The sequence below is a fragment of the Acetobacter sp. UBA5411 genome, from assembly GCF_002409645.1.
Classification (GTDB): domain Bacteria; phylum Pseudomonadota; class Alphaproteobacteria; order Acetobacterales; family Acetobacteraceae; genus Acetobacter.
The window spans coordinates 1-15,861 of the sequence record NZ_DHNR01000006.1 but is presented as its reverse complement, the minus strand read 5'-3'; the positions used below and the strand labels follow the sequence as shown (position 1 = coordinate 15,861).

16 protein-coding genes are annotated in these 15,861 nt (G+C 60.2%); 12 read left to right on the top strand and 4 right to left on the bottom strand.

What is annotated here, in order from left to right:
• Nucleotides 1-98: 98 nt before the first annotated feature.
• Nucleotides 99-446 (bottom strand): hypothetical protein, encoded by a 348-nt coding sequence (locus B3759_RS02405; RefSeq protein ID WP_291363292.1) that lies wholly within the window; start codon nucleotides 444-446, stop codon nucleotides 99-101.
• A 205-nt stretch (nucleotides 447-651) separates the two neighbouring features.
• On the bottom strand, nucleotides 652-1,995 hold the full coding sequence (locus B3759_RS02400) for a DUF445 domain-containing protein (protein ID WP_291363290.1): 1,344 nt from the start codon (nucleotides 1,993-1,995) through the stop codon (nucleotides 652-654).
• Between the two features lie 70 nt (nucleotides 1,996-2,065).
• Here B3759_RS02400 and B3759_RS02395 point away from each other — a divergent pair, with 70 nt between their 5' ends.
• From B3759_RS02395 to B3759_RS02355, 9 genes are all read left to right on the top strand, one after another.
• Nucleotides 2,066-4,969, top strand: a complete 2,904-nt coding sequence (locus tag B3759_RS02395; RefSeq protein WP_291363288.1) for a phosphoenolpyruvate carboxylase — start codon at nucleotides 2,066-2,068, stop codon at nucleotides 4,967-4,969.
• Nucleotides 4,970-5,252: 283 nt separating this feature from the next.
• Nucleotides 5,253-5,750 (top strand): SUF system Fe-S cluster assembly regulator, encoded by a 498-nt coding sequence (locus tag B3759_RS02390; RefSeq protein ID WP_232091976.1) that lies wholly within the window; start codon nucleotides 5,253-5,255, stop codon nucleotides 5,748-5,750.
• A gap of 6 nt (nucleotides 5,751-5,756) precedes the next feature.
• Nucleotides 5,757-7,247 (top strand): Fe-S cluster assembly protein SufB, encoded by a 1,491-nt coding sequence (gene sufB, locus B3759_RS02385; protein WP_291363286.1) that lies wholly within the window; start codon nucleotides 5,757-5,759, stop codon nucleotides 7,245-7,247.
• A gap of 23 nt (nucleotides 7,248-7,270) precedes the next feature.
• Nucleotides 7,271-8,041 carry a Fe-S cluster assembly ATPase SufC gene (sufC, locus tag B3759_RS02380; protein ID WP_010665705.1) on the top strand — a complete coding sequence of 257 codons (771 nt, stop codon included), beginning with the start codon at nucleotides 7,271-7,273 and terminating at the stop codon, nucleotides 8,039-8,041.
• The gene (gene sufD, locus B3759_RS02375) at nucleotides 8,038-9,339 is read left to right on the top strand and encodes a Fe-S cluster assembly protein SufD (protein ID WP_291363284.1); all 1,302 of its coding nucleotides are present in this window, start codon (nucleotides 8,038-8,040) and stop codon (nucleotides 9,337-9,339) included. Before sufC ends, sufD begins: the two co-directional genes overlap by 4 nt.
• Nucleotides 9,336-10,547, top strand: a complete 1,212-nt coding sequence (locus B3759_RS02370) for an aminotransferase class V-fold PLP-dependent enzyme (RefSeq protein ID WP_291363282.1) — start codon at nucleotides 9,336-9,338, stop codon at nucleotides 10,545-10,547. The genes sufD and B3759_RS02370 overlap by 4 nt, the downstream gene beginning before the upstream one ends.
• A 7-nt stretch (nucleotides 10,548-10,554) precedes the next feature.
• Nucleotides 10,555-10,989 carry a Fe-S cluster assembly sulfur transfer protein SufU gene (sufU, locus tag B3759_RS02365; RefSeq protein WP_291363280.1) on the top strand — a complete coding sequence of 145 codons (435 nt, stop codon included), beginning with the start codon at nucleotides 10,555-10,557 and terminating at the stop codon, nucleotides 10,987-10,989.
• Complete coding sequence (locus B3759_RS02360; RefSeq protein ID WP_291363279.1) at nucleotides 10,986-11,438, top strand: SUF system Fe-S cluster assembly protein; 453 nt, start codon at nucleotides 10,986-10,988, stop codon at nucleotides 11,436-11,438. Before sufU ends, B3759_RS02360 begins: the two co-directional genes overlap by 4 nt.
• Before the next feature lie 16 nt (nucleotides 11,439-11,454).
• Entirely contained in the window at nucleotides 11,455-11,838 is a 384-nt protein-coding gene (locus tag B3759_RS02355; protein WP_099347891.1) for a HesB/IscA family protein, read from the top strand.
• A 16-nt stretch (nucleotides 11,839-11,854) separates the two neighbouring features.
• On the opposite strand, the gene B3759_RS02350 is transcribed toward B3759_RS02355, so the two are convergent.
• Both B3759_RS02350 and B3759_RS02345 read right to left on the bottom strand, forming a co-directional pair.
• Complete coding sequence (locus B3759_RS02350) at nucleotides 11,855-13,174, bottom strand: DNA polymerase IV (RefSeq protein WP_291363276.1); 1,320 nt, start codon at nucleotides 13,172-13,174, stop codon at nucleotides 11,855-11,857.
• On the bottom strand, nucleotides 13,144-14,073 hold the full coding sequence (locus tag B3759_RS02345) for an ROK family protein (RefSeq protein WP_291363275.1): 930 nt from the start codon (nucleotides 14,071-14,073) through the stop codon (nucleotides 13,144-13,146). Before B3759_RS02345 ends, B3759_RS02350 begins: the two co-directional genes overlap by 31 nt.
• Before the next feature lie 144 nt (nucleotides 14,074-14,217).
• Here B3759_RS02345 and B3759_RS02340 point away from each other — a divergent pair, with 144 nt between their 5' ends.
• The 3 genes from B3759_RS02340 (at nucleotide 14,218) to B3759_RS02330 (ending at nucleotide 15,794) form a co-directional block, all read left to right on the top strand.
• Nucleotides 14,218-14,457: a sulfurtransferase TusA family protein gene (locus B3759_RS02340; protein ID WP_291363273.1), complete on the top strand. Its 240-nt coding sequence runs from the start codon at nucleotides 14,218-14,220 to the stop codon at nucleotides 14,455-14,457.
• A 156-nt stretch (nucleotides 14,458-14,613) separates the two neighbouring features.
• Nucleotides 14,614-14,844, top strand: a complete 231-nt coding sequence (locus B3759_RS02335) for an exodeoxyribonuclease VII small subunit (RefSeq protein WP_010669009.1) — start codon at nucleotides 14,614-14,616, stop codon at nucleotides 14,842-14,844.
• 8 nt (nucleotides 14,845-14,852) lie between these two features.
• Complete coding sequence (locus tag B3759_RS02330; protein ID WP_408736438.1) at nucleotides 14,853-15,794, top strand: polyprenyl synthetase family protein; 942 nt, start codon at nucleotides 14,853-14,855, stop codon at nucleotides 15,792-15,794.
• Nucleotides 15,795-15,861 lie beyond the last annotated feature (67 nt).

Here is a 15,861-nt window from a genome sequence, read left to right as displayed (position 1 = left end):
TGCATGCCGATATCTGTCTGCATTGTTTTCGATCGTTTCAATCATAAAAAAAGGTGCCGAGCGAGAGCCCGGCACCCTTTTGTCTGCCTTGAGACAGATCAGTTCGCAGCAGGAGCCGGAACAGCTGGCACTGCGGGAACGGCCGGAGCCGAGACAGAAGGAGCAGCCGGAACGGAAGGAACAGCCGGTGCGGCCGGGGCTGTTGCGCCGATTGCCGGCACCTTGTCCTGCTGGGCAGCGGACAGGCTCTGGGCGTTCAGGTCAGACGTTCCTGCATCCGTGGACTTTTCAGCCTTGTCTGCAGTCGTCTTCGCCGTCTTGGAAGAGGACTTGTGGTGCTTGTGGTGAGAACGGGCAGCAGCAGGCTGGGCTGCCGACACGACCAGAGCAGGCGCGCCCACCATCAGTGTTGCTGCGAGAAGGGCCTTTGAAGCGAAGAACCGCATGACGGTATCCTTATGAGTTTATCTGGCCCGATGGGGGCCTTCATCAAGACAGATGTTGCCACTGCCTCTCTCTTCCTCAGATACACCGGATTACAAAAGAGGGAAGTGCTCACGACAAGAACTTTTAAAGGTATTTCTGAGGCGGCAGGGCAGCATCCCGCTCCGCGCAGATATTACTTTCCTTCCACCCGCAGTTATCCGCCGCTTACTGGCCGTTAATCCCGAAAACAAGCGAGAGAAGCAGGGACAGAATTGCGCCCACCCCAAACCCGACCAGCGTGCCGTTGACCCGCACATACTGAAGATCACGACCCACCCGCAGTTCCAGCTTCTCGGACACGACGTCGGCATCCCAGTTGCCCACCACGGTAGCGATGAATTTCGTCAGATGCTCCCGCAGATAGGGCAGGGACCGCGTAATACCTTTCCGCGCCGCCTCCTCGATGCGCTGACGCATGGCGGGATCTTCCCGCGCCTGAATCGCCATGCGGCTCAGTGTCTCGCGCACCAGTGTGGACGTCCAGCCATCCTCACGCGTGATATCCGCCTCAATCATGCGTTTCATGCGCGCCCAGATGTCGGCTCCCCAACCCACCATGGATTCATGGGAGAAAACGGAACGTAGTGTGTGGGAAATCTCCTCGGAACGACCGGGGTCGGTTTCGATCCGGTCGATTTCGCTGCGCACCCATTCCGTGAAGCCTTCCCGGATGGCTGAATCTTCCGGGTTGATCCGGTCCAGCTCTTCACTGGCCGCTGCCAGAACCTTGTTCGCAATGGACCCGCCGATCGCCCAGCCAACAAGTCTGCCGCCCTGCTCGCGCACACGGGTCTCGATCATGGCGCGTAGTGCCGGTTCCTTGGCCTGTAGTCCCGATTTCAACTGCCGCAGAAGAAAACTGAGCACTTCCTGATGCTGGTTGCCGTCCACGAGAGACCGCAGGCCACGCGCAATGACCGGGCTGAGATTGCTGCCGCCAAGCAGGAGAGGGAGGCTTTTCCCAATAGCTGCGCTTGCCCGACCGTCCTCCAGCCGTTCCAGCATTTGAGGTACGGCTCCCATCAGACTGCTGGTCAGCGTGTTCGCCGTCGCCGGATCGGACAGGATGTTGGCGACAAAGCCGGGCAGATCGACCTTGGAGAGAACGCGCTCGATTTCTTCTTCGGTAAAGACCTGCGTGGTGACGAACCGTCCAAGCGCGAGGCCAAGCCGTTCCTTTTGCGCCGGGATGATCGCCGTATGCGGGATCGGCAGGCCGAGCGGATGGCGGAACAGCGCCGTGACGGCGAACCAGTCCGCCAGTCCGCCGACAACGCCCGCCTTGGCACCCGCCCGCAGCGTGCCGAGCCACAGACTTTCGTGAAGAAGGCCGTATGCAGGCGCAAGATAGCCTGCTGTCGTCAGGCCGGCCATCATGGCCAGAAGCCCTGTCGCCGCCCGTTTCTGGCGAGCCAGAGTGCGGCGGGCTTCATCATCCGGGTGCGTCTGCATGCTCATCACGAGGTTAATAGCATCGGCATGACGCTCTTCCCAAATGCGCGCTGACATGCTCCGATAAGGTTGCTGTATCGTATCGTCCTGTCGATCATGTCCGTCCTTATGACAGAGAGAAGTTTCAATGGCTGCTGCGCATTCGTCTTCCGGTTCTCCGCTGATCGCGAAAGGCGACGCTCTTTCTGCAGGTGCGCGCGCCATTCTGGCCATGGGACATCTTCATGACGGAGCGGAAGAAGGAGACGAATACAGCCTGCCCCCTGCGGAGGTGACCGGCAATGATGTGCTGTCGACAGCATGGCGTGTCTCCACGCTGCTGGAACAGGACAAGGCGTCTCTCGCCGATCTGCAGACGGTTATCAGGCATCTGCGTGATGACGCTTTTCTGCGGCGCGCGACACGGTTGCATCGCTATCCGGGAGGCACGAGTTCTTCTGTCACGGAAGACCGGCTGAAAGGGGTCGTCCGGCAGGTTCTGGACACGGCGTTCGGTCGGACGAGCTACAGTGAAGGGTCTGAGGCTTCACCTCGCACGGCCACGGAGGCGTTGGCCTGTTTTCGGAGTGAACTTGAGCGCACCCAGTATGCGGCTGTTTTCACGGCGCACCCGACTTTCGCCGTTGCGAATGAAGTGTACGCGGCGCTCGCTGGCTACGCATCCGCCCCGGAGCCGCAGGATACCGCGCCGGATCTGCTGACCCATCGTCGCAAGGCGCCTCCCACGCTGGAGGAAGAGTTTACACTCGCTTCAGCAGCGATCCTGCGGGGACGCGACGCGCTCGACAGACTGAACGTGGAACTGCTCGGAGCGGCCCGTGAAACCTGGCCGGACGCCTGGTCCACCATCATTCCCCGTCCGATCATCATGACGAGCTGGGTTGGATATGACACGGACGGACGCACGGATATCGGCTGGTGGGACACGCTCCGCCTGCGCCTGAAGATGAAGCTGTTCCAGTTGCAGCGGCTTCGGCAGCAGATTGCTGATTCAGGTGTCGAGGCTTCCACGCTGATGAGCCGCCTGTCGCGTGCCTGTTACACGGTTGAGGCCCAGATCGCAGCCTGTCCGAAGAATGCTGATGCAGATGCGACAGTCGAATTCGCCACGCTCATCGTGGATCACAAGGCAGACGCCATTCTCGACCCTGCGGTGCTGGGGGATGCGCTTCAGGACGCTATCGACACGGCGACTTCCCCAGAGGCGGCCCTATCGGTTGCAGTCGCCCGCGCAGGCTTCTTCGCGCATGGCATGTCGGCTTCTCACAGCCATACGCGCCTGAACGCTACACAGCTTCACAACGTGATCCGCCAGCGTCTGCGTTTCACGGATGATCCGGCTGACCCGGCCCATCGCCGTGCGTTGCTGGCTCATATCAATGAGGCGCTGGAAAATGTCTCCGCCGTGCCGGTCGATTTCGGCGCGCTGCTGGTCGAGCAGGCCTCTGCGGCCCGCCTGATGATGACGGTCGCCCAGATCGTCAAACATATCGATTCGACGACACTGGTGCGCTTCCTGATCGCTGAAACGGAGAGCGGTTACACGCTGCTGGCGGCGCTCTGGCTCGCCAAGCATTTCGGCATCGACGACAAGATCGAGATTTCGCCACTATTCGAGACGCGCGAAGCCCTGATGGGCGGGGCGCATATCATTGAGGAGGCGCTGCGCTCCCCTCACTGGCGGGACTATCTCCGCAAGACCGGGCGGCTCTGCCTCCAGTTCGGCTACTCCGATTCCGGTCGTTATGTCGGGCAGCTTGCCGCGACCTATCTGATCGAACGGCTGCGCCTGAAGATCCTCGATCTGCTGCATGTCTGGGATCTGGAAGATGTCGAGGTCGTGCTGTTCGACACGCACGGAGAAAGTGTGGGGCGAGGGGGGCATCCGTTCCGCCTGTCCGACCGGTTCGCCTATCTTTCGCCCATGCATGTGCGGGCGAAGTTCGCCGAACGTGGTGTAAAATACCGCGAGGAAAGCGCGTTTCAGGGCGGTGATGGCTACCTGCTGTTCGGCACGCCCGAACTGGCGGCGGCGAGTGTTGTCACAATCGCGGAGCACACGTTCGAACCCGCCCGTCGTCATGACGATCCGGTCTATGACGAGCCTGACTTTTCCTCGGATTTCTTCTCCACTATCGCTGATGCGATGACCGGTCTGGTCGCAGACCCCGGTTACGCCGATGTGCTCGGAGCGTTTGGTCCGTCCCTGATCGACAAGACCGGCTCACGCCCGGCAGCGCGGCAGAGCGAAGGCGGCGGGGCGACCCCGCGCATCACGCATCCGAGCCAGCTTCGGGCTATTCCGAACAACGCCATTCTCCAGCAACTCGGCTGGTGCGCGAACACCATTCAGGGGCTCGGCTCGGCGGCGCGGCGTCATCCGGAAACCTTCGAGACTTTCCGGGAAGGCAGCGCCCGTTTCCGTCGGGCGCTCGACTTCGCAGCGCACGCTCTGGCGCATTCGGACGATCAGGTGCTGCGTAGCGTGATCTGGCTTCTCGATCCGGGCTACTGGCTGGATCGGGCGACTGCCGAGCCTCGTTCCGGCAAGCGTGAGCGCTACCTCACGGTGATGCATGATCTGGAGAAGCTGGATTTCTGGGCGGACACGCAGTCCATGTTCCGCCGGATTCAGGAGGATCATCTGGCTTTGCGAGCGGTCTGGCCGGAGGCTCCGACCATTCACCCGGCTGAAAAACTGCTGCACGCCATCCGCATCGCCCTGATCGAAAAGATCTGGGTGCTGGCGACGCAGATCCCGTTCTTCATGCCGCGCGGGAATTTCACCCGCGACGTGATGATGCGGCGGATTCTGTGTCTGGAAATCCCATCCGTTCTGCGGGAACTGGATGCGATCTTCCCACGGGGCGGCTCCAAGCTTGATTACAATTTCCATGAACCGGCCGGGCCACAGGTGGATAATTCCTACAGTCAGGAACATGACGAGATTTTCCAGCCGATGCAGGAGATGTTCCAGATGATGCGCGAAATCAGCGTGGCGCTTATGCACGGGATTGGCGCGTTCGGCTGATAGACGGCCCTTTTGCGGCAACGCCCTTATGGGTTAATTGCCGACAAACGGTTTCCAAAGGCGCGCCTTTGGCGGGGTATGGGGCGGAGCCCCAAAGCCTAAGAGGCGGACAAAGGGGAGAAGATCACTCCCGACAGTCCGCCTGCAGGGTGCAGCATTGCACTCTGCTGTGATCTCTCACGAGGCTTTGAGCTTGACGCCGGGCTTGCGGCGTTCCATCTGTCCTTAAACAGGACCGTTTTGGTCCTCAATGGCGGAAGCTCCGCCGCAACGGACGGAAACCATGCTCAGGCTGTCGAAACTGGCGGATTACGCTGTTCTGACCCTCGTTAACCTCGGACGGCACGATGGCGTTGTCACGTCACCGGCCCTTGCGGTCGAGACCGGCGTGCCGGAACCGACTGTGGCCAAGGTGCTCAAGGCGCTGGCCTCTGACGGCCTGCTCGTCTCGCAGCGGGGCGCACGTGGCGGATACCGGCTGGCCCTGAAGCCGGAAGAAATCTCCATAGCACGGGTTATCACCGCTGTGGATGGGCCGATTTCATTGACGGCATGCGTCACTGGCGGGGCTGGGTGCGACAATGGTGACTGCACTCTTTACGGCAGTTGGGATGTAGTGAATGACGCCATCCGTGACACGCTGTCCGGCATTTCCATCGCCCGGATGGCCGAGATGAGCAATGCACCGGGTCGCAGACGATCAGGTGAGACGGTGTCCGCAGGCACTGCGCCGCAAGGCAATAAGGTGACGGCCGCAACGGCCGGGACGTTTGGAGGATAGTGGGTCATGCCAGCCGTTACAGAAACCCGTGAACAGGTCGAGAAGCTCGGCAAGTCCTCCTATGAATGGGGCTTTGAGACCGACATCGAGATGGATGTCGCGCCGAAAGGCCTGAACGAAGACATCATCCGCCTGATCTCGACCCGCAAGGAAGAGCCGGAATGGATGCTGGAATGGCGTCTCGCGGCCTATCGCTCCTGGCTGAAGATGAAAGAGCCGACCTGGGCGAAGGTCACGCATCCGCCGATCGACTATCAGGACGTGCATTACTATGCCGCCCCGAAGAAAAAGGACGGTCCGAAATCTCTGGAAGAAGTCGATCCGGAACTGCTGCGGACCTACGAGAAGCTGGGCATCCCGCTGCACGAGCAGGCGATGCTGGCAGGCGTGGAAGTGCCAGAGGGTGAGGAAGCCCGTCTGCCGGTGGCGGTGGACGCCGTGTTCGACAGCGTGTCCGTGGCTACGACCTTCCGCAAAACACTGTCTGAAGCAGGCGTGATCTTCTGCCCGATTTCGGAGGCGATCCGCGATTATCCGGATCTGGTGAAGCAGTATATCGGTAGCGTCGTACCGGTTGCCGACAATTTCTACGCAGCGCTCAACTCCGCCGTGTTTACGGACGGCTCGTTCGTGTTCGTGCCGAAGGGCGTGCGCTGCCCGATGGAGCTCTCCACCTATTTCCGTATCAATGCCAAGAACACAGGCCAGTTCGAGCGGACACTGATCGTTGTCGAAGACGGCGCTTCCGTCTCCTACCTTGAGGGCTGCACCGCGCCGATGCGTGACGAGAACCAGCTTCATGCGGCGGTCGTGGAACTGGTTGCGATGGAAGACTCGTCCATCAAATACAGCACGGTGCAGAACTGGTATCCGGGCGACGAGAACGGACGCGGCGGCATCTACAACTTCGTCACCAAGCGTGGCGCCTGCCGTGGCGCGCGCGCCAAGATTTCATGGACGCAGGTGGAAACCGGTTCGGCCATTACATGGAAATATCCATCCTGCATCTTGCAGGGGGAGGAGTCCGTGGGTGAGTTCTACTCGGTGGCGGTGACCAACAATCACCAGCAGGCCGACACAGGCACCAAGATGATCCATCTGGGCCGGAACAGCCGTTCGACGATCATCGCCAAGACCATCAGCGCCGGGAAGTCTGACAGCACCTACCGTGGGCAGGTGAAAATCATGCCGAAAGCGTCCGGCGCGCGGAACTTTACCCAGTGCGACAGTCTGCTGATCGGCGATCAGTGCGGCGCGCACACTGTGCCTTATATTGAAAGCCGGAACATGACGGCGCGTGTGGAACATGAAGCCACCACGTCGAAGATTTCCGAAGACCAGATGTTCTACTGCCGTCAGCGCGGTCTTTCTCAGGAAGATGCCGTTGGTCTGATCGTCAATGGTTTCTGCAAGGAAGTTCTCAAGGAGCTTCCCATGGAGTTTGCCGTGGAAGCGCAGAAACTGTTGCAGATCAGTCTTGAAGGCAGCGTTGGCTGAACGTGCGGAGAGGAATGGAAGAAATGAGCGAATTACTGAAGATTTCCGGCCTGCACGCCAGCATTGACGCCGATGGCACCCCAAAGGAAATCCTGCGCGGCGTTGATCTGGTCATCCCGCCGGGTGAAGTGCATGCGATCATGGGACCGAACGGCTGTGGCAAGTCCACCCTGTCCTATGTGCTTGCTGGCCGTGAGGACTATGAGGTCACGGCAGGCTCGGCTCTGTTCAAGGGTGAGGATCTGCTGGCCATGGAGCCGGAAGAGCGGGCTGCTGCCGGCATCTTCCTTGCCTTCCAGTCGCCTGTGGAGCTGCCGGGCGTGAACAACGCCAACTTCCTGCGTACCGCTGTCAACGCGGTCCGCCGCGCACGCAACGCGCCGGAACTGGACGCTGTCGGATTTCTGAAAGCTGTTCGCGCCGCCACGAAGAATCTCTCGATGGCTGATGACATGCTCAAGCGTAATGTCAATGTCGGCTTCTCCGGTGGTGAGAAGAAGCGCAACGAAGTGCTTCAGATGACCATGCTTCAGCCGACGCTGGCCATTCTCGATGAGACGGATAGTGGTCTGGACGTGGATGCGCTGCGGATTGTCGCAGAAGGCGTGCAGAACCTGCGCTCACCGGATTTCTCGGCGCTGGTGATCACGCATCATCAGAAACTGCTCGATTATCTCGGTCCGGATCGTGTGCATGTCATGGCGAAGGGTCGCATCATCCGCAGTGGCGGTCCGGAACTGGCCAAGCAGATCAACGAGGAAGGTTATGCAGCCTTTCTCAAGGAGGCGGCATGAACGCCATCGCACCGATCACGCTGAGTCTTGAGCCGTTTGCGGCCCGTCTTTCCGATGTGAAAGGCGAGGATCGCAAGGCTGCCGCTGGCGCTCTGGCCCGCACGGGGCTTCCGACACCGCGAGTTGAGGCGTGGCATTACACCAATCTGCGGGCGCTCTCAGGACGTGTTTTTGCTGATGCGCCCGTCGGCTTTGATGAAACAGCTGCTCAGGCTGCGCTGACGCGTATCCTGCCACCGGATGCAGCGATTGCGACGCTTCCCCGGCTGGTGCTGGTGAATGGTCGGTTCGCGCCGACGCTGTCATCGACAGACCTGCCAGAAGGCGTGTCCTGCACATCCTTCGTCCAGTCACCGGATTTCGGAATTCTGGCGTCTCCCGATCGTGAGGGCATGGTCGCGCTGAACACCGCGCTGGCCGATGACGGTGTGCAGATCATAGTGGCTCCGGGCAAGCAGGCTGGACAACTCGTGCTCGTCTCTCTGGCGCTTGGCACGGACAGTGATGTGTCGTTTCATCCGCGACACAGCATCACGCTGGGTGAGGGCGCTTCGCTCTCGGTTATCGAAATCGCGGCTTCTGAAAACGCAGGCGCTTATCTGCACAATCCGGTTCTGACCTGCGCGATTGCCGAAAAAGCCCACCTGACGCACGTGAAGATCCAGCAGGAAGCCGAGAACGCGGTTCATTTGGCGACGGTCTATGCCGACATCGCCGTGCGGGCTGCCTATGACAGCTTCACACTCGGCCTCGGCTCCGTTATGGCGCGTCATGAAGTGCATGCCACGATGCATGGCAATCACGCTGCGGTGCATGTGAATGGCGCACAGCTTCTTGCTGCTTCGCAGGTTGGCGACATTACCAGCGTGATTGCGCACGCGGCACCTGACTGCATCTCGCGTCAGACCGTCCGCAATGTTCTCTCGGATCACTCGCGGGCCGTGTTTCAGGGCAAGGTTCTGGTCGAGCGCGTTGCGCAGAAGACCGATGGCTACCAGATGAATCAGGCGTTGCTTCTGTCGCCTTCTGCTGAGATCAATGCCAAGCCAGAGCTTGAGATTTACGCAGACGACGTCAAATGCAGCCACGGTGCGACAGTCGGCGCGCTGGATGACGACCAGCTTTTCTATCTGCGGAGCCGTGGCATCCCTGACGATCAGGCGCGTCAGATGCTGGTTGAGGCTTTTCTGGTCGAAGCCGTTGACCTTGTTGAAGATGAAATGCTGCGGACAGTGCTGCATCAGACACTCGCAACGGCCCTGAGCCAGCGCGTTGGTGCAGCGGAGAAAACTGCATGAATATCGCAGACATCAGAGCGCAGTTTCCGATCCTGTCGGAAAAGGTCCATGGAAAGCCGCTGGTTTTTCTGGACAGTGCTGCTTCCGCCCAGAAGCCGGATGCTGTCATAGACGCCATGTCGCAGATGATGCGCTCGCAATATGCGAACATCCATCGTGGTCTGCACTGGATGAGCGAGCGGGCGACGGAAGCCTATGAGGCGTCTCGCAACCGCGTGGCGTCCTTCCTTGGCGGTGCGCGTGAGGAGATTGTCTTTACCCGCAACAGCACCGAGGCGATCAATCTTGTCGCCTATTCCTACGGCAGTCTGCTGAAGCCGGGACAGGCTGTGCTGATTTCCGAGATGGAGCACCATGCCAATCTGGTGCCGTGGCAGATGCTGCGTGATCGGGCCGGGATCGAGCTGCGTGTCGCGCCCATCACCGATGACGGTGATCTTGATCTGGATGCCTATGGTCGACTGCTTTCAGACGGCAAGGTGGCTCTGGTCGCCATCACGCATATGTCGAACGTGCTGGGCACCATCACGCCGGCCGAGCGTCTGGTGACGATGGCGCACGATGCAGGGGCAAAAATCCTGCTCGACGGCAGTCAGGCTGTTGTGCATCGCAAGGTCGATGTGCAGAAACTTGGTGCGGATTTCTATACTTTTACCGGCCATAAACTGTATGGTCCGACAGGCATCGGTGTGCTGTGGGCGCGTGGAGAACTGCTGGAAGCCATGCCGCCTTTCATGGGTGGTGGCGACATGATTTCGAGCGTGACGTTCGAGAAGTCCACCTGGGCCCCCATTCCGGCAAAGTTCGAGGCAGGCACACCGGCGATTGTGGAAGCTGTTGGCCTTGGCACAGCCATCGACTGGGTTGAGAGCATTGGCTACGAGGCCATCGGTGCGCATGAAGCCGCTCTGACAGAGCATGCCCTGCGCGTGCTGCCTGAGGTTCCGGGTTTCTCGGTCGTCGGAAAGCCGAAAGAGCGTGGTGGGGTCATCTCCTTTACAATGGATGATGTGCATCCCCATGACATCGCCACGCTGCTGGACCGCAACGGGATCGCAGTCAGGGCCGGGCATCACTGTGCCGAGCCTCTGATGCATCGTCTGGGACTGACGGCCACGGCGCGCGCCAGCTTCGGCATTTATACGACCGAAGAAGAAATCGATACACTTGCGGAAACGCTCAAGCGTATCCGGCAGTTTTTCGTATAGGCCGGTCATGGACGGATCATCCTGTTACGATGCGCTGATTCTCTCCCGTTCCCGCAAGCCTGAGTTTTCGGGGAGCGTGGAAGAGGAAACGGCGACGGTGCAGGGGAATAACCCGGTCTGTGGCGATCGCGTGACGCTTTCGCTGCGTGCGACCGACGGGACCATTGACGCTGTGCGTCACCAGACACGCGGTTGTGCAATCTGCATGGCCTCCGCTGACCTGATGGCGGAAGCCGTGACAGGCCGTTCCGTTACTGATGCTCTTGAATTGGGGCGTCGGTTTACCGATATGCTTGAGACCCCTTCTTCGCAGAACATGGTTGCGGACGAGGATGTTTTACCCGTGGGGTTACAGGCATTTCGCCCTTTGAGAACCCATCGCTCCCGCCTGCGGTGTGCGACATTGCCATGGACAGCGCTGGGGGAGGCGCTCACTCAATGACCGATACCATGCCCGCACAGGACGAACGCAAGATGACGCCGCAGGACACCGAGTTGTCTGTTGAAAACAAGGATGTTGCTGAGGTGCAGCAGGGGCAGGTTGCGCACTGGACGCCCGATGGAGAAGTGCAGCCGGCTACGACCGGTGCGCCATCGGAAGATGCCGTGATCGACGCGATCGCGACAGTGCACGATCCGGAAATCCCGGTGAATATCTATGAGCTTGGCCTGATCTACGCGATTGACCTGCATGATGACGGTCGCGTGAAAGTTGAAATGACTCTCACGGCTCCCAACTGCCCCAGCGCGCAGGAACTGCCCGTGCAAGTGCGTGAGGCCGTGGAAAAGGTGCCAGGCGTTACCTCTGCAGAGGTCGATGTCGTGTGGGATCCACCGTGGGATATGTCGCGCATGAGCGACGAGGCCCGCCTTGCCCTCAACATGTTCTGAGTCCGGAGACGCCGAGATGAATACACAGACTTCAGCAGGCCAGGCTCCTTCCCGTCCGGTTCGTGAGCTGCCGCCGGTTATCACGCTTACGGAGAAAGCGGCTGACCGTCTGCGGGAGCTGTATAAAGGAGCGAACGCCGGACAGTTGCTGCGCATTTCGGTCAGCACCAAAGGCTGCTCCGGCCACGCCTACGACATGAACTTTGTCGATGAGGCGGGTACGCCCGGCGATGAGCGTGTCACCAGTCAGGGTGTCACGGTGCTGATCGACCAGAAAGCCGTGCTGTTTCTGATCGGGTCACAGATGGACTACCAGACGGGCGATTTCGAGTCCGGTTTTGTGTTCAGCAATCCCAATGAAAAAGGTCGGTGCGGCTGCGGGATGAGTTTTCACGTCTGAGCAGCCCGCACAGGGTCTATTCAGACCTGTCGCCCAGCGCCCGCCCGCGCTGAATGGCGGCTTTCCCAAATCGCGAGCGCAGGGCGTCGATAGCCTGCTGCATGGCAACCCGGCTCTGCGTCTGTTCGTCAGCAAGGTCTGGCGGATCGGCATCATCCAGCGGCGCAAGCCCGTTTGAACCAAGGCCGATCAGTCTGAACGCCGTATCACCGACTTCTGCTGCGAGAAGAGTTCGGGCGGCCTGAAACAGACGATCTGGCAGAACAGTCGGGGTATGCAGCTTCATCGCCCGACTGCGGGTCTGGAAACTGGCCGTGCGCAGTTTGAGCGAGATCCCCTGCGTCGAGACTTCCTTGCGTTTCAGACGTAGCGCCAGTTGTTCACAGAGATCCCACAATTCCCGTTCTAGCAGGGTCGCGTCCCGGATGTCGCGCGTGAATGTCACTTCGGTGCTGACGGATTTTACCGGATGGAAAGGTGTGACTTTTCTAGAGCCTTCTCCCCGTGCCCGAGCCACCAGCTCCGGTCCACGCGGCCCCAGTCTGCGCAGAGCTTCTTCAGGCGTCAGGGCGGCGATCGCTCCCAGTTTTACAAGGCCACGCTTTTGCAGGGAGTCCTCTTGAGCCTTGCCGATACCGGGTAGAAGTCTGACCGGTTTATCCGCCAGCCACTCCCGCGCTTCCGAACCAATCACGCCATAACCGCGCGGCTTGTCGATTCCGGCGGCGAGTTTGGCCATCATGGTATTGGTGGCGAGGCTGACCGAAATCGTCACACCCAGCTCTCTCTCCACCCGCTGCGCCAGTCGTGCGACCACGACACAGGGCGGAGCACCGTGGAGTTCCCGTGTGCCGGACAAGTCCAGCACTGCTTCGTCGATGGACTTTACTTCCACCAGCGGGGTGAGTTCCCGCATCATGACCCGGATGCTTTCGGCCACGGTCCGATAGGCCGACATGTCGGGCGGAAGAATCACGGCGTCCGGACAGAGTTCGCGGGCGCGGCGCATCGGCATGGCGGAGCGGGCACCGTTCAGACGGGCGATATAGCAGGCCGTGCTTACGACCCCGCGCTCACCTGTGCCGCCCACGAGAAGAGGTTTCCCCTTCAGTTCAGGACGGCGCTGCTTTTCGACGCTGGCGAAAAAGGCGTCGCAATCGATATGGGCGATGGAAAGGCGACTCAGTTCAGGATGCGAAACCAGCCGCCGGGACCCGCAGACGGGGCAGCGTGAAACGGCTGCGCTGCCCTGTGGCCAGAACAGGTCCGGACAATCCCGGCATAAAACCGGGTGCTTGCCTGCATTCAGCGGATTTCCTCGACGTCCCAAAGCCACGCAGCCCCCCGGACACCTGAGCTGTCTCCATGTTTGTTGACAAGCAGTTCTGTCTTGCAAACGGGCGTTATGACATTGCGCGGGAGCAGTCCCGGCACACGTGCAAGCGTGGCTTTCAGGTTGGATACGCCGCCACCGAAGACGATGGCGTCCGGGTCCAGAAGGTTGATGAACAGTGCGCAGGCGCGGGCCAGATAATCCACATAGGAATCAAGGGCTGCCTGCGCTTTGCGATCTCCGGCTGCTGCGGCTTCCTCAATGCCTTCCGCGCTGCGGGAACCTTCGCCTTTCCACGCTGCAGCCAGAGCTGGGCCGCAAAGGAAGCGTTCAAGACATCCTTCGTTTCCGCAGAAACAACGCGGCATCGGGAACTCTTCCAGACGCGGCCAAGGAAGGGGAATATGTCCGCATTCGCCGGCGATGTGGTGATGGCCGCTGATGAGTTTGCGGTTTACCACCAGTCCTCCGCCCATACCGGAGCCGATGATGATGCCAAAGACGATGTTGCGTCCGCTCGCTGCGCCGTCTATGGCCTCCGACAGGGCGAAGCAGTTGGCGTCATTTTCGACCCGGACCTGACGGCCCGTGACTCTGGGGAGATCGACACCGAACGGCATGGTGTTCAGCCACGTCGCGTTCGCGTTCTTGATCAGGCCGGTCGTGTCGTCGATCGAACCGGGGATGCCGATTCCGAAAGGAAGACGTGCGCCGCGACCGCTTTCATCCAGCCCGAGCTTGGCGGTGGTGGAATCCAGCAGATCCCGGATGGCGATCATCATCGGTTCGTATGATCCCGGATTCGGCACGCGTTCACGCAGAAGGATATCGCCGGTGGGGTTCATGGCCACGACTTCGATCTTGGTGCCACCCAGGTCGATTCCAAGGCGTATGCTGTTCATGCTGACTATCCGTTACTGCGTATCGTGCGAAACGATCTGTTAAGATTACTTCAAAGCAGATAGTGCAGTCATGTTCCAGACCCGGGCAGGCAATGCTGGGATGGGAACGCGGTTCGGCAATGCTGAAAGTCAGGGAGAGAAAAGATGAGTGAGACTCTTCTGGATGTGAGAGGTCTCTCCTGTCCGTTGCCTGTCCTGAAAGCCAACAAGGCCCTGCGCGGTCTTGCCGCCGGGGACCATCTCCGCGTGCTGGCGACCGATCGCGCCTCTTCAGCCGATTTCCGCAGCTTCTGCCGGGAGACCGGGCACGCGCTTGTCGCGTTTGGAGAAGAGGCGGGTGTGCTGTCTTTCGTGATCCGTAAAAAGAGCGATGCCCCCGCCTGAGCGGGTGGCGGACCTGATGCGAACAGGCGACATCTGTTGCAAAATCGTCCATTTCGCAGGGCAAAGTAGCCTCTGAATATCACCTTCGGTCTTGGCATCAGCCTGTCTGCGGGGTAAGGGCAGCGGCTTGATGACCTATTGAGGATGCTATTTGACATGACGGGCGATACGAATTCCCTGTCCTTCGAGGACGCCCTCACCGAACTTGAGCGGATCGTTCGCAGTCTTGAAGGCGGACAGCTCAAGCTTGAAGAGGCCATCACATCCTATGAACGCGGTGCGGCCCTGCGTGCTCACTGTGAAAGTAAACTGCGCGAGGCCGAAGAGCGCGTGCAGGCTATCGTCAAACGGGCTGATGGCTCACTTGACGCCAAGAACGTGGATTGAAGTTCGTCATGACCAACCCCGGTGCAAGCCAAAGCCCCGCTTCTTCCAGCATGTCATCCGAAGCGCTGAGCATATCCCTCAAGCAACGTGCCGCTGCCGTGGAGGGCATGCTTGACCGGCTGATCCCCCGTGTGGACGGGCCTGAGGCCCGCGTGATCGACGCCATGCGTTACGCAACACTGGACGGTGGCAAGCGTTTGCGCGGCTATCTTGTGGCGGAAGTGGCATCCATGTTCCCGGGACAGGATGGCGAGGAAGGGGCATATCGCGCCGCGGCCTCAGTCGAGATGCTGCACGCCTACTCTCTCGTGCACGATGACCTGCCCGCGATGGATGACGACGATCTCCGCCGTGGTCAGCCATCCACCCATCGCAAATTCGATGAAGCGACAGCCATTCTCGCTGGTGACGCCCTTCAGACACGCGCCTTTGAGGTTCTGGCCGAGACTGAGACTCACCCGGATGCGGCAGTCCGTATCCAGTTGGTGCTGGCTCTGGCGCAGGCTTCCGGCGCTCAGGGCATGGTCGGTGGTCAGATGATCGACATGGAAGGCGAGGGCCGCGCCCTTTCCCTCAAGGAAGTCAGCCATCTGCATGCTCTGAAGACCGGTTGCCTGATTCGCTACTCGGCTGAAGCCGGCGCGATTCTGGGCGGTGCGAATCCGGAACAGCGTGAACGTATCGCCAATTACGGTCGCGATATTGGTGCCGCCTTCCAGATTGCAGACGATGTTCTGGATGCGACAGCGACCGAGGAAGAACTCGGCAAGACGGCTGGCAAGGATCAGGCTGCCGAAAAGTCCACCTTTGTGGCGCTGCTGGGGATCGATGGTGCCCGCAAGGAAGCCGAGAAGCTGGCCGATCGTGCCTGCCATGCCCTTGATATTTTTGGTGAGAAAGCCGATCGGCTGCGCGACCTTGCGCGTTACGTCGTAGAGCGCAGGAGCTGAGAGCCATGAGCGATACGTCCGGATCCATCCCCACGCGTGGGCGTTTTCCGTTGCTGGATCGTGTTTC

Coding starts and splice junctions, on each gene's coding strand:
- sufC (WP_010665705.1), top strand. CDS start 7,271: ATGAGCGAATTACTGAAGATTTCCGGCCTGCACGCCAGCATTGACGCC.
- B3759_RS02360 (WP_291363279.1), top strand. CDS start 10,986: ATGACCGATACCATGCCCGCACAGGACGAACGCAAGATGACGCCGCAG.
- sufB (WP_291363286.1), top strand. CDS start 5,757: ATGCCAGCCGTTACAGAAACCCGTGAACAGGTCGAGAAGCTCGGCAAG.
- sufU (WP_291363280.1), top strand. CDS start 10,555: ATGGACGGATCATCCTGTTACGATGCGCTGATTCTCTCCCGTTCCCGC.
- B3759_RS02390 (WP_232091976.1), top strand. CDS start 5,253: ATGCTCAGGCTGTCGAAACTGGCGGATTACGCTGTTCTGACCCTCGTT.
- B3759_RS02395 (WP_291363288.1), top strand. CDS start 2,066: ATGGCTGCTGCGCATTCGTCTTCCGGTTCTCCGCTGATCGCGAAAGGC.
- B3759_RS02400 (WP_291363290.1), bottom strand. CDS start 1,995: ATGTCAGCGCGCATTTGGGAAGAGCGTCATGCCGATGCTATTAACCTC.
- B3759_RS02370 (WP_291363282.1), top strand. CDS start 9,336: ATGAATATCGCAGACATCAGAGCGCAGTTTCCGATCCTGTCGGAAAAG.
- B3759_RS02355 (WP_099347891.1), top strand. CDS start 11,455: ATGAATACACAGACTTCAGCAGGCCAGGCTCCTTCCCGTCCGGTTCGT.
- B3759_RS02345 (WP_291363275.1), bottom strand. CDS start 14,073: ATGAACAGCATACGCCTTGGAATCGACCTGGGTGGCACCAAGATCGAA.
- B3759_RS02330 (WP_408736438.1), top strand. CDS start 14,853: ATGACCAACCCCGGTGCAAGCCAAAGCCCCGCTTCTTCCAGCATGTCA.
- sufD (WP_291363284.1), top strand. CDS start 8,038: ATGAACGCCATCGCACCGATCACGCTGAGTCTTGAGCCGTTTGCGGCC.
- B3759_RS02340 (WP_291363273.1), top strand. CDS start 14,218: ATGAGTGAGACTCTTCTGGATGTGAGAGGTCTCTCCTGTCCGTTGCCT.
- B3759_RS02405 (WP_291363292.1), bottom strand. CDS start 446: ATGCGGTTCTTCGCTTCAAAGGCCCTTCTCGCAGCAACACTGATGGTG.
- B3759_RS02335 (WP_010669009.1), top strand. CDS start 14,614: ATGACGGGCGATACGAATTCCCTGTCCTTCGAGGACGCCCTCACCGAA.